10 protein-coding genes are annotated in these 12,195 nt (G+C 61.5%); 6 read left to right on the top strand and 4 right to left on the bottom strand.

Features of this window, described 5'->3' with window-relative positions; translation table 11 throughout:
• The gene (locus DESPR_RS05630) at positions 1–936 is read right to left on the bottom strand and encodes a class I SAM-dependent methyltransferase (RefSeq protein ID WP_015723849.1); all 936 of its coding nucleotides are present in this window, start codon (positions 934–936) and stop codon (positions 1–3) included.
• A gap of 247 nt (positions 937–1,183) precedes the next feature.
• On the opposite strand from DESPR_RS05630, the gene DESPR_RS05625 reads away from it, so the two are divergent.
• From DESPR_RS05625 to DESPR_RS17105, 5 genes are all read left to right on the top strand, one after another.
• Positions 1,184–2,209, top strand: a complete 1,026-nt coding sequence (locus DESPR_RS05625) for an agmatine deiminase family protein (protein ID WP_015723848.1) — start codon at positions 1,184–1,186, stop codon at positions 2,207–2,209.
• Entirely contained in the window at positions 2,206–3,090 is an 885-nt protein-coding gene (locus DESPR_RS05620) for a carbon-nitrogen hydrolase (protein ID WP_015723847.1), read from the top strand. Before DESPR_RS05625 ends, DESPR_RS05620 begins: the two co-directional genes overlap by 4 nt.
• Positions 3,091–3,120: 30 nt before the next feature.
• A complete protein-coding gene (locus DESPR_RS05615; protein WP_015723846.1) occupies positions 3,121–4,425 on the top strand; it encodes a nucleoside recognition domain-containing protein in 1,305 nt (434 codons plus the stop codon).
• Positions 4,426–4,548: 123 nt separating this feature from the next.
• Entirely contained in the window at positions 4,549–5,115 is a 567-nt protein-coding gene (locus DESPR_RS05610) for a hypothetical protein (RefSeq protein WP_015723845.1), read from the top strand.
• Positions 5,116–5,279: 164 nt separating this feature from the next.
• Positions 5,280–6,452: a trypsin-like peptidase domain-containing protein gene (locus DESPR_RS17105; protein WP_015723844.1), complete on the top strand. Its 1,173-nt coding sequence runs from the start codon at positions 5,280–5,282 to the stop codon at positions 6,450–6,452.
• 35 nt (positions 6,453–6,487) lie between these two features.
• Here DESPR_RS17105 and DESPR_RS05600 read toward each other — a convergent pair whose 3' ends face one another.
• From DESPR_RS05600 to DESPR_RS05590, 3 genes are all read right to left on the bottom strand, one after another.
• Complete coding sequence (locus DESPR_RS05600) at positions 6,488–7,915, bottom strand: thiol-activated cytolysin family protein (protein WP_015723843.1); 1,428 nt, start codon at positions 7,913–7,915, stop codon at positions 6,488–6,490.
• A gap of 372 nt (positions 7,916–8,287) precedes the next feature.
• Positions 8,288–9,178 (bottom strand): transporter, encoded by an 891-nt coding sequence (locus tag DESPR_RS17100; RefSeq protein ID WP_015723842.1) that lies wholly within the window; start codon positions 9,176–9,178, stop codon positions 8,288–8,290.
• A gap of 460 nt (positions 9,179–9,638) precedes the next feature.
• A complete protein-coding gene (locus DESPR_RS05590) occupies positions 9,639–10,307 on the bottom strand; it encodes a Crp/Fnr family transcriptional regulator (RefSeq protein WP_015723841.1) in 669 nt (222 codons plus the stop codon).
• A 227-nt stretch (positions 10,308–10,534) separates the two neighbouring features.
• Between DESPR_RS05590 and hcp the strand changes: the two genes are divergently transcribed.
• Positions 10,535–12,163, top strand: coding sequence for a hydroxylamine reductase (gene hcp / locus DESPR_RS05585; RefSeq protein WP_015723840.1), 1,629 nt, complete (start codon positions 10,535–10,537; stop codon positions 12,161–12,163).
• Positions 12,164–12,195: the final 32 nt, after the last annotated feature.

Below are 12,195 nucleotides of genomic sequence, written 5' to 3'. Positions count from 1 at the left end.
CTAACGGCTGGCATGGACATAACAACTGCGGATCAATTCATAGTGGTTGCTGTGGGTGCGAATCTTCCACCACACGCTGCCGGGCTCGTGCACCTGCCAGGACGGCGCCAGTTCCCTGCTCTCGGCCAGCAGCCGGGCCACGTTGACCAGGCCCTTGCCGGCAAACCGCCCCTCGGCCGTGCCGCCCAGCCACTCCGTAACCGGCGCCGCCTCGGTGGACCAGGAAAAAGGATCGGAGAGAAGAAACTGGGCGCCGGTATCGCGGGTCACCCGGTTCATCTCCCGCAGATGCGTCAGCGGCGAGGGCACCTTGTCCACCAGGTTGAGCGAGGAGAACAGGCCGATCGATTTCTTGCGAAACGGCAGGGCCAGGGCATTGGCCACCACGAACTCCACCCGATCGCTGCGCCAGTCGTCGGGCAGGCGGATGGTCGCCTCGCGGCGCAGCAACCCCTCGTCCTTGAGCCCCACCACCAGGGACCGCTCGCGCATCAGCTGGCGGGCGGCGCGGATAAAGGCCTGCGAGGTGTCGATGCCCACGGCGAAATCGCAGCGGGTGCTCATCTCGAAGGTGAACCGGCCGACAGCGCCGCCGGCATCCAGGGCCACGCCCCCCTGGGGATGTATCAGCCCGGCCCAGGCGGCATAGGCCTGGCTGGCCTGCTCATCTCCCAGCAGGTCGCTGAAATGGCTCCACAGGTAGGACGACACCACCTCGTCAGTCTCGTATTTATTGGCCGCCCGCTGGTTGTCGGTGGCGTGCGGATCAAGCAGGGCCACGCCCTCGGTGATGGGATAGAGGGCACGGCAGCGGGGGCACTGGAGCGCACCGGTCTCGATGTCGTTGTCGCGCTCCTGGATGATGTCGGCCACCAAAAGGTGTTCCTGGGGTAAACAGCGTGGACAGACAATCAGCTCAAGGAGTTGTTTTTTCATGGTGCTCCATGGGTGCGAGGGATGCGGGGCAAGATACGCGGGAACAAAGGGCACAACAGATAACCGCCGAAAAGGACAGGCATTACCCCGTCAACCTAACTTCAGGCCCAAGACGCGTCAACCGAAAAATGTCCGGTCCGCCCCTCCGTCGGCCCGCACGCGCGATCTCCGAACGGGAGCGTATTTACAATCGCCCATGGATGGGCTAGGATGCCTCGTCCTTGTCCCTTTTCATCCGAGAGAACACATGCGCAAACGATTACCGGCCGAATGGGAACCCCAAGACGGCGTGCTGCTTGCCTGGCCGCACCAGGAGACCGACTGGCGCGATGACCTGGCCGCCGTGCAGGCGGTCTTTGTCAATATTGTCCGAGCGATCAGCCGCTTTGAACGGGTGCTGATCGTGGCCCCGGAGATCGAGCCGGTGCGAGCGCGGCTGCACGCAGACTCCGTCGACCTGCAGCGGGTCCGCCTCTATCCCATGGCCACCAACGATACCTGGGCCCGGGATTTCGGGCCGATCACCATTTTTGAAAACGGCACCCCGGTGGTGCTCGACTTCGGCTTCAACGCCTGGGGCCTGAAATTCGCCGCCGATCTCGACAACCAAATCACCGGCAAGCTGACCCGGTTGGGGGGCTTTGGCCGCTGCCCCGTGCGCATCCCCGGCCTGATCCTGGAAGGCGGCAGCATCGAGAGCGATGGCGCGGGCACTCTCTTGACCACCAGCACCTGTTTGCAGAGCCCCAACCGCAATCCCCATCTCGACCGCGGGGGGATTGAGCGGGCTCTGGCAGACCTCCTCGGCGTCTCCCGCGTCCTCTGGCTGGACAACGGTTATTTGGCCGGCGACGACACTGATTCGCACATCGATACCCTGGCCCGGTTGTGCCCGAACGACACCATTGTCTATGTCCGTTGCGACAATCCGGCGGACGAGCATTATGAAGCCCTCTGTGCCATGGAGGCCGAACTGCGCGGTTTCCGCACCGCCAGCGGCGTGCCCTATCGCCTCATTCCCCTGCCCTGGCCGCGCCCCTGCTTCGACGCCGACGGCCAACGCCTGCCCGCCACCTACGCCAACTTCCTCGTCATCAACGGCGCGGTGCTGATGCCGACCTACCACGATCCGCAGGATGCGGCGGCCCTGGAGATCCTGGCCGGCGTGTTTCCGGACCGGGAAATTATCGCCATCGACTGCCGCCCCCTCATCGTCCAGCACGGCTCGCTCCACTGCGTGACCATGCAGATCCCCCAAGGAGTCTTGCCATGAACATCCTCCGCGTCGGCCTGATCCAGCAGCGCTGCACCGACAACCGCCAGGCGAATATCGACACAAGCATCCGTGGCTTGCGCGAGGCCGCCGCCCAGGGCGCCCACCTGGCGGTGTTGCAGGAACTGCACGGCACCCCCTACTTCTGTCAGACCGAGGACACCGGCTGTTTCGATCTGGCCGAACCGATCCCCGGCCCGTCCACCGAACTCTTCGGCGCCGTGGCCAAGGAACTGGGCCTGGTGATCGTCACCTCGCTGTTTGAACGCCGGGCGCCGGGCCTCTATCACAACACCGCCGTGGTCCTGGAGGCCGACGGCTCCATTGCCGGCTGTTACCGCAAGATGCATATCCCGGACGATCCCGGATATTACGAAAAATTCTACTTCACCCCCGGCGATCTCGGCTTTACCCCCATCCCCACCTCGGTCGGGCGGCTCGGGGTGCTGATCTGCTGGGATCAGTGGTATCCGGAGGCGGCGCGACTGATGGCCATGGCCGGAGCCGAACTGCTCGTCTATCCCACGGCCATCGGCTATGACCCAAACGACACCCAGGACGAACAGAGCCGTCAGCGCGAGGCCTGGATGACCATCCAGCGCGGTCACGCCATTGCCAACGGCATTCCGGTGCTCAGCGTCAACCGGGTTGGTTTCGAACCCGATCCCTCGGGTGTCGGCGCCGGGGCCCACTTCTGGGGCAACAGCCTGGCCGCCGGCTGCCAGGGGGAGCTGCTGGCCGTGGCCGACACTGAACGCGAACAGGTGCTGGTGGTCGACCTCGACCGGCAGCGCAGCGAGAAAATCCGCCGCATCTGGCCCTATCTGCGCGACCGGCGCATCGACGCCTACGGTGATCTGATCAAGCGCTACCGCGATTGATCCCCGCCCACCGACCACACGGAAATTGCGATGAACGGAATTGTACTGGTCATGGTCAGCCTGGCCTTTGTCCTTGCCGGCTGGCGGCAGCTGGTCTGGGTACCGGCGGGCGGCGCCAGCGCGCCCATGGAACTGCTGTCCAAGGCGATGATCGACGCCGCCTCCGGCGCGGTGACCCTGGCCATTGGTCTCGTGGGGGTGATGACCCTGTTCATGGGGCTGATGAAGGTGGCCGAGGCGGGCGGCATGCTGCGCATCATCGCCCGGCTGATCCGGCCGCTGATGATCCGCCTCTTTCCCGACGTGCCACCCGAGCATCCGGCCATGGGCGCCATGATCCTCAACCTCTCGGCCAATGCCCTGGGGTTGGGCAACGCGGCCACCCCTTTTGGCATCCGCGCCATGCAGGAACTGGACAAACTCAACAGCCAGCCCGGCACGGCCACCAATGCCATGGTCCTGTTCCTGGCAATCAACACCTCCTCGGTCACCCTCTTGCCCACCGGGGTGATCGCCCTGCGCGCCGCCGCCGGCTCGCACGATCCGGCCGCCATCCTGCCCACCACCCTCTGCGCGACCATCGGCTCGACCACGGTCGCTATCCTGGCGGCCAAGCTCTACAGCCGCTGGTCCGCCGCGCCCCCACCCCTGGCCGCCGCAGGGACGACAAACGGAACACCGGCCCCCGATTCCCACGCCGTACAGGAAGCCCCCCTGGAGGACCAGGGCCAGCCCTATCCCCTGTGGGTGAGCAGTGTCGCCCTGACCTGTCTGCTCGGCCTGGTGCCGGCGACCGTGCTCTACGGTCAGGCGATTTCGCCCTGGATCATTCCCGGGTTGATGGTCTTTTTCCTCGCCTTCGGAGCCCTGCGCCGGGTACCGGTCTACGCATCCATGGTCGAAGGCGGCCGGGAGGGCTTCCAGGTGGCGTTGCGGATCATTCCCTACATGGTGGTCATCCTGGTGGCGGTGGCCATGCTGCGATCCAGCGGCGCCCTCGACCTGCTGGTCAGCCTGCTCGGGCGCTTCACCGCTCCCCTGGGGCTGCCGGCCGAGGCCCTGCCCATGGCCCTGCTGCGACCGCTCTCCGGCTCCGGGGCCTACGCGGTGCTCGCCTCGCTGATCAACGACCCCGCCATCGGTCCAGACAGCTACACCGGCATGCTGGTTTCCACCCTCCAAGGTTCGACCGAAACCACCTTCTATGTGCTCGCGGTCTATTTCGGCGCGGTCCAGGTGCGTCGCATCCGTCACGCCATGGCCGCGGCCCTGACCGCCGACCTGGTCGGGGTGATCTGCTCGGTGCTGGCCTGTCTCGCCCTGTTTGGCAAATAACCACAGGGATTGTATCGATTGTTTGTTGACGGCTTGAACCGGAGCGGCCGATGCCGCTATAATCGGGCCAACGTCACTGTTTTTGGCACATCACGCCAACCATTTTTCCAAGGAGGAGACGAAATGAGACGGTTTGCTGGTGCGGCTGCCCTGATGGCCGCGATGTGGTGCGGAACCGCCGCCTGGGCGGCGGATGCGGAGAATTGCAAAGATCATCCGCTCTTTTCCCGCATGAACAACTTCGAGATTCACGGCTGCGCGACCACGGAATTCGATAGCGTGGCCTTCCCCAAACCGGAACTGAAGGAATGGGACGCACCCGACAATTATCAAGCGATCGAGGGCAAGGTCCACGCCATCAGCTACCAGCTCAAGGAAGGAGCCACCCAGGTCAGCGCCCTGCAGATCGTGCGCAACTTCCAGAATGCGGTCAAGAAGGATGGTGGCACGATACTGGGGGATTACAGCGGCGAGGTCTATCCCTCCCTGCCGGAAACGGCGGTCAAGTATCTGGGCGAGTCCCCCAGTGGCAGCTCCTTTGATCGCTACACCACCATGACCCTGACCAAAGACGGCACCGAATTCTGGATCTACCTCTGCGCCAGCGAAGGCGATCAGGATTACATGCTGCTCTTGGTCGAAAAGCAGGAGATGAAGCAAGAGATCAACGTCAACCCACCCAAGAAATAGACGAGAACAGCCAACGGGCACGGCCAGGGAGCATCCCCCCGCCTTGCCCGTTGGCCGCCTCGGGCTTCACCGAAAAAATCTCCAGACCGGCAAGCAGGCCAGCAGGATGGCACGCCACGCTCCATCTCCCCCGCAGCTGACGCCAATCGACACCCGAGCAACCAATGGCCATCACAGAACAAACGATTCGCTGCCCCAAATGCGGTCATGAGCAGACCAACCCGCTGGAATGCGAGGCCTGCGGTCTGCTCTTCCGCAAATATGAACAGGCCCAGGAGCGGGCCAAGGAACGGGAGACGCTGACGGCCGCGCCAACCGAGCCTCCGACGCGTCGGTCCGGCCCACTGGCGCGCGTTGGCGTGGCGTTGCTGCTGGTGGCGGTGACCGCAGCTCTGACCTCTTTCCTGGTTGCCGGCAAAGGTTCCAACACCCCCGCTCCCCCTGCTCCTCCGGTGTCCCTGCCCACCGCCGACCATGTGCCCGCATCGCCATCCAGCCAGCCGGAAAACGAGCAGTTACCGGAATCGCCCCCATCTGCCGCGGCTCCGGTCATGGCCGTCAGCCCCATCGAACCGGCCCAACGCGGCACGGTGGCCATTGAAACGCCCTGGGGCAAGGGTTCGGGGTTCTTCCTCACCAGCACCAGCATCGTCACTAACAAACACGTGGTCGAACCGGACCGGCAACAGCTGGAGGAAATCCGCCGCACCATACGAACCGGCCGGCAGCTGATCGACCTGGAACAGCAAAGCATCAGTGAGTTGCGCAACCGTTTGCGGCGCATGGAAGAAGGCCCGACCCGCCGCCAGCTGGTGATCATTCTCGCGGAAAAGGAACGGCAGCTGGCCCTGGCCCTGCCCCCGCAGGAAGAGGCGGAAGCCCGCCTGCGGGAAATGGAAAAGCCGCGCTCGGCGTCGGCCATTAAAATCTTCCTCGCCGACGGCAGCGAATATACCGCCAACTCTTTTCAGGTCAGCGCCAAACGCGACCTGGCCCTGCTGTCGATCTACACCGCCAAGGCGGTGGTGCTCACCCCTGCCGCCAACAACCAGCCCTTGCGCCAGGGGGACAAGGTGTTCACCATCGGCAATCCGGTGGGACTGCGCAACACAGTCACCGCCGGGATCTTCTCCGGTTACCGTCAGCACAAGGAGAGCGGCGAAATCATGCTCCAGACCGACGCGCCGATCAATCCCGGCAACAGCGGCGGCCCGCTGATCGACGAGCAAGGCCGGGTGCACGGAGTGAACACCCTGATCATCCAGAACACCCAGGGCATCGGTTTCGCCATCCCCATCCAGGCCGTGTTCGAGGAATTTTCCCTCACCCCGCCCTGATCCCCCAGGATGTGCGACGCACCCCTTTCCCCTGCTCAGTCCGCGGGCGTCATGCTGAAGGTCTGATGCAAGGTGGTGCCGCCGATGGACACCGTGCGCAGCGGCACCAGGGCGCGGCCGACCTTGTAGCCCGAAGTCCGCCACCATTCCCACGCGAGCCCGGTGCACCCTTCGGTCTTGATACTGATGTTGCGCGCGTTGCCGCGCAGCGGGATGGTCGTCGAAAAGGGGGCGGTGCGATCCTTGCCGTTGCCTTCCCAGCCTTTGTGGCGGATCACCTTCAGGCCGTTCTCGTAGCTGATTTCATCCCAGGTCACCGTGAAACGGGCAACGTACCAACCGCTGTGCTCAAGACGAATCTCGCCGCCGCTGTAGCGTTCGGTCTTTTCGGCGACATACTCGGTCGTGCCATGAACGCCGGCGGAAACGCCGTCCTTGAGAAAGACAGTGTAGTAGTTCAGGGGCGCGGCCGTATTGGTCCGTGACAACAGGGTGTTGTCCCAGATGATCCGGTTGATTTTCTGCACATCGTCCATGCTGTTCAAGCTGAGGCCGTTGTAGACGGCTTCCGAGCCGCCGTGGACGACGATGCTGACGTCGATCTGGCTGAGCTTTTCCTTGAGGGCGGCGGAGGCATTGGCGTCGATCTTGAGCCCGTCCTTCGAGCAGGTGCCCTTGATGGTCGTCTCCAGTTCGGTCGACGACAGCTTGGACTCGAATTTGAGGAAAATCTGCCGGCCGTACTGCACATTCTTCACGAACAAGGGGGGGTGTTCCTCGCTGATGCCTGCGCGCGCCAGATCTTCCCAGGTGGTTGATTCGGCGAAGATGTCGGCCGGCTTGGCCGGTCGTTCAGCCGACACGCTATAAAAAATCTGCTTGAAGCGGATGAGATAGACCGACTTTTTCTCGGCCCGGGTGCTGGAAAAGTCGATGCTCAACTTCTGTTTCAGGTAGGAGATGTCGCATCCGAACTTCAACATCAATTCGTTTTCGTCATACACCAGGCTGCTGCTGTACTGGAAGTTCGCCGGCAGGCTCCACTCCCCGCCATGGCTATCAAACCACTTGGACAGGATATCGTTGATCCCGGCCCGCACATTGGCAAACGTCGGCACGACCTTGAAGGAAATGTCCGTCGCGCCCGGCAGATCGACAGTGATATTGACGCGGTCCTTGTCAACCGCCAGCTCCTGCGGCTTGCCGTCCAACAGGTCGTTGCTGGCGACCAGCAGCGCTCCGGGATAGGTCACATCTTCGTAAGCACTGGGCACGGCAATGTCGAAATCGGCCTCGTAGCTGCACTTTTCCCGGGTCATCACAATATACGTGGAATCGTCGAACCGTTCCTCGGCCGGCAGGTCGATGTTGCTGATGCTCGTGCCGTTGAACACCATGACGGTCTTCGGATTGTATTGCAGACTTGCCAACTTGTCATTGATCAGCGCTCGATTGTTGCCCATCTTATCTTCTCCTCCGTGTTGTAGTTGCCTCGTCAACGAACGGCCGCTCCCGCCAAAAACAATCAATACGCAACAGAGACGGCCCCTTTCCTTGAACGGGAGAGAGTAGGCGACATCACTAAAAAATGTAATAGATTAATTTTAAATATAAAATTGATACACTACCTACCCAAATGGGCCGATGTGCCCATCTGTACCCGGGTGCTCAAAGGCGCCCGACGTGGCCGTAGGCGGTGGGAGGGAAAAACAGGAAACGATCCCCGTCCCATGATCGCGCGGCTCAGGAAGAGAGGAGGAGGTCCGCCGCGCGATCATGGGATCGCAGGAGTATCGGAGAGGCGGAGCCCTGTCCGCACCTCTGTCGGGAATCAATCAGTGGAACAGGTTGCCGAAATCGGTGGCGTAGAAGATGCGCGCTTGAACGACCTCGACCTCGATGCCGTTATCGTTCTTCACATCCTCCTTGTACTGGAGCAGCAGCTGCCAGCCAGGAGCGAAACTGTAGGTCAGGGTACCGCCAATGGTCTGGCTATTGATCTCGGAATTCGCCACCTCGACGTCGTCCAGCTCGGTCGATCCGCCCCAATGGCCGTAGTAATCAAACGAAACAGCCCAGTTCTTGGCCAGATCGATACTCAGGTGGCTTTCCAGGTTGAACAGCGGATCCTGGGCCAAATCCTGTCCGCCCAGGTAGTCGTCGTTGGTGGTGTAGAAATCAAAGCCGGTGGTGACCTCGAAATAGAGGGGATGGTTGGGAATCAGGTCAAATCCCTGGGTAAAGTTGACCTCCTCGCGGAAAGCCCAGCGATTGCCGCCGAGATTGAGGCCTTGATCGCTGTCGTATTCGCCGGTGGGCAGAAAGAAGTAGGGAGAAAAAGCAAGGTAGGTCTTGGATTGGGGCGAATTGACCAACCAGATCGTCCCCAGGAGGATGATATCCCCAATGCCCGACGAATTCTGGCCCGGACCGGCGACATCGAGGGAGGCATTGCCAAAGGGCACGATCACCTGGGCATTGGCCAGCATCGATCCCATGTTGAAATAGTACACTTCCCTCAACAGAAAAAGTTCCTCTGCAAAATCGATGTCCGCCGCCTTATCGCCATTGACGTTCAGGGTGTCGCCGCTGACATGGTTATAATACAACAGCGACAACAGGGTGCCCGGCGGCGCGGCGATGTAGTCGCGCATGAGGTTATCCGCGGAAACCACGGCCGGAATGAGCAGAATTGAACAAACGAGGGCCAAAATACCGTGCTTCATTGCTTCTCTCCTTCTTCGTGTTGGGGGGGGGAACTGCTGACACACTGCCATGATGCCTTCTAGCAATAGACATGCCGTGATCCACACATGTTTCTCAACGGGAGGCGAAGAAGAATACATCCACATCTTCCTCAAATATCATCTTTTTATCGAATGACTCGTCAGAAGAGGTCAACAGATCAATGGGGCGGGAAAAGGAACAACCACGGGGAATGAAGGAAACAAACAGAGGAATTTGTCCTGTTAGTCGGTGTTGTTCAGTGCAAACCAGAGAACGGGACAAAAAGAGCCGAATAATTCCGCAAACGGGACAGAATGACCGGGAGGTGGAGCCGTATTGTGCGCTTCCAGTGCAATCATCGACAGCGCTACACAGGCAATCGGCCGGCAACGATCAGGAAGTTTTTCTCTGTTGCAGAGACGATGCAAGCAAAACAGCAAGGGCGTAACCTCCCTGCCCTCACCGCTCCTTGAGCCGCTCGCTGTCGAGGATGAAGATGGTCTTGCCTTCGACGCGAATCAGTCCTTCCTCGCTCATCTTGTTGAAAATACGCGACAGGGTCTCCGAACTGGTGCCGAGCAGGCTGGCCAGTTGCCCCTTGGGGATGTCGAGCACCACCCGGTCCTGGCGTTGCTGCTCTTCCATCAGATACTGGAGGTAGGCGGCCAGCCGGCCAGGCACCTCCTTGAGTGACAGATTCTCCACCTGGGTGGCGAAACGGCGCAGCCGCAGGGCCAGCACGGCCAGCATGTTGAGGGCCAGCGAGGGGTTGCCGGTAATCAAACCAACAAACTCGGCCCGGGGAAAAAACAGCACCTCGCATTCGCTCAGGGCCTCGGCATTGGCCGGGAAGGGGTTGCCGTGGAACACCGGAACCTCGCCAAAGGGTTCTCCTGGCCCGAAAATATGCAGGATCTGCTCCTTGCCGTCGAAGGAGGTTTTGAAAATTTTCACCTTGCCGCTGGCCACCATGAAAAATCCGATGCCTGGATCGCCCTCGAAAAAAATCGAGGCGCCCTTGCCGTAGCGCTTGGTCACGGCGATCTCGGCAATCTTCTCCACCTGTTCACGGGGCAGGCCGCTGAACAGCAGGCTATGGGCAAGCAATTCGTCTTTTTTTGCTCTCATTTCAATCTACTATCAAAAGAATGGGGGCAGGAGGCGGTCCAAGTGTGCAGGACACGCCGCGCCATCACGGCCCAGGCATCGCTTTCCGAATGGTGCAAACAATCATCCGAAAAAAATCTATTTTTGATCTAGGTCAAACAACGATTGCGGCCATCGGCTACAGTGGAGGCATCCTACTGAGGAACAACGTCGAACGCGACATAAAAAAACCATACAGGAGAAACGCCATGTTTTGTAACCAGTGTGAACAGACGGCCAAGGGGATCGGATGCAACATCGCCGGGGTATGCGGCAAGAACGAGGAGGTTGCCGATCTACAGGATCTGCTGATCCATGCCCTCCAGGGGCTGGCCCTCTATGCCCGCGAAGGACGGAAACTGGGCATTGTCGACCAGGCCACCGACCTGTTTACCTTTGAGGCCATCTTTTCCACCCTGACCAACGTCGATTTCGATCCGGAACGCTTTGTCGCCCTGATCCAGCGGGCGGTCGAGCTGCGCGAGGCCATGAAGGCCAAGGTGGGGATTGCCGGCGGCACCACCGAGTTCACCGAGGCACCCGCCACCTTCATCCCGGCCGGCACGGTCGCCGAACTGGCCGCCCAGGGCAAGGCCCTGAATCTGATCGAATCCCTGGATAGCGACGTCAACATCCGCTCGCTCAAGCAGACCCTGCTCTACGGCCTCAAGGGCATCGCCGCCTATGCCGATCACGCCGCCATCCTCGGCCAAACCGATCCGGCCGTGGCCGCCTTCTGCTACGAGGCCCTGACCGCGCTCCTGGCCCAGGGACTGACCGTCGAGCAGTGCGTGCCCGTGGCCATGAAGGCCGGCGAGATCAACCTCAAGGCCATGGAGCTGCTCGATGCCGGCAACACCGGCACCTATGGTCATCCGGTGCCCACCCCGGTGCCGCTCGGCCATCGCAAGAACAAGTGCATCCTCATCACCGGCCACGACCTCCACGACCTGGAACTGCTGTTGCAGCAGACCGAGGGCAAGGGCATCGACATCTACACCCACGGCGAGATGCTGCCCTGTCACGGCTATCCGGAGCTGAAGAAATATCCCCATTTTTACGGCCACTTCGGCACCGCCTGGCAGAATCAGCAAAAAGAGTTCCCCACCTTTCCGGGACCGATCCTGTTCACCACCAACTGCATCCAGAAGCCGAGCGAGGTCTACAAGGACCGGGTGTTCACCAACGGCCTGGTCGGCTGGCCGGGCGTCAAGCACATCAGCGACAAGGATTATTCGCCGGTGGTGGCCATGGCCCTGGCCATGCCGGGGTTCACCGATGACGTCGACAACGGCCAGGTGCTGGTCGGTTTTGGCCGCAACGCGGTGCTCGGTGTGGCCGACAAGGTGATCGAGGCGGTGAAATCCAAGGCCATCCGCCACTTCTTCCTGGTGGGCGGCTGCGACGGCGCCAAGCCCGGCCGCGACTACTTCACCCGCTTTGTCGAGCAGGTGCCCAAGGACTGCGTGGTGCTGACGCTCGCCTGCGGCAAGTTCCGCTTCTTTGACAAGCAGATGGGCGACATCGGCGGCATCCCGCGCCTCTTGGACGTGGGCCAGTGCAACGACGCCTACTCGGCCATCCAGATCGCCGTGGCCCTGGCCAAGGCCTTTGACTGCGGCGTCAACGACCTGCCGCTGTCGATGGTGCTCTCCTGGTACGAGCAGAAGGCGGTGGCCATTCTCCTCACCCTGCTGTACCTTGGCGTCAAAGACATCCGCCTTGGACCGTCGCTGCCGGCCTTCATCACCCCGGCCGTGCTCCAGTTCCTGGTGGATACCTTCAACATCAAACCCATCGATACCCCGGAGGCGGATCTCAAGACCATCCTTGGCTGATCTTGTTCCTCCTCCCAACGCGGATACCCCTG

Source organism: Desulfobulbus propionicus DSM 2032, assembly GCF_000186885.1.
Classification (GTDB): Bacteria; Desulfobacterota; Desulfobulbia; order Desulfobulbales; family Desulfobulbaceae; genus Desulfobulbus; species Desulfobulbus propionicus.
The sequence above is the reverse complement of the archived record's forward strand: the minus strand, read 5'-3'. Positions and strand labels throughout refer to the sequence as shown.

What these genes read in the sequence shown, in the direction of transcription:
- DESPR_RS05630 (WP_015723849.1), bottom strand. Translation starts at nt 936, where the DNA reads ATGAAAAAACAACTCCTTGAGCTGATTGTCTGTCCACGCTGTTTACCC.
- DESPR_RS05625 (WP_015723848.1), top strand. Translation starts at nt 1,184, where the DNA reads ATGCGCAAACGATTACCGGCCGAATGGGAACCCCAAGACGGCGTGCTG.
- DESPR_RS05620 (WP_015723847.1), top strand. Translation starts at nt 2,206, where the DNA reads ATGAACATCCTCCGCGTCGGCCTGATCCAGCAGCGCTGCACCGACAAC.
- DESPR_RS05615 (WP_015723846.1), top strand. Translation starts at nt 3,121, where the DNA reads ATGAACGGAATTGTACTGGTCATGGTCAGCCTGGCCTTTGTCCTTGCC.
- DESPR_RS05610 (WP_015723845.1), top strand. Translation starts at nt 4,549, where the DNA reads ATGAGACGGTTTGCTGGTGCGGCTGCCCTGATGGCCGCGATGTGGTGC.
- DESPR_RS17105 (WP_015723844.1), top strand. Translation starts at nt 5,280, where the DNA reads ATGGCCATCACAGAACAAACGATTCGCTGCCCCAAATGCGGTCATGAG.
- DESPR_RS05600 (WP_015723843.1), bottom strand. Translation starts at nt 7,915, where the DNA reads ATGGGCAACAATCGAGCGCTGATCAATGACAAGTTGGCAAGTCTGCAA.
- DESPR_RS17100 (WP_015723842.1), bottom strand. Translation starts at nt 9,178, where the DNA reads ATGAAGCACGGTATTTTGGCCCTCGTTTGTTCAATTCTGCTCATTCCG.
- DESPR_RS05590 (WP_015723841.1), bottom strand. Translation starts at nt 10,307, where the DNA reads ATGAGAGCAAAAAAAGACGAATTGCTTGCCCATAGCCTGCTGTTCAGC.
- hcp (WP_015723840.1), top strand. Translation starts at nt 10,535, where the DNA reads ATGTTTTGTAACCAGTGTGAACAGACGGCCAAGGGGATCGGATGCAAC.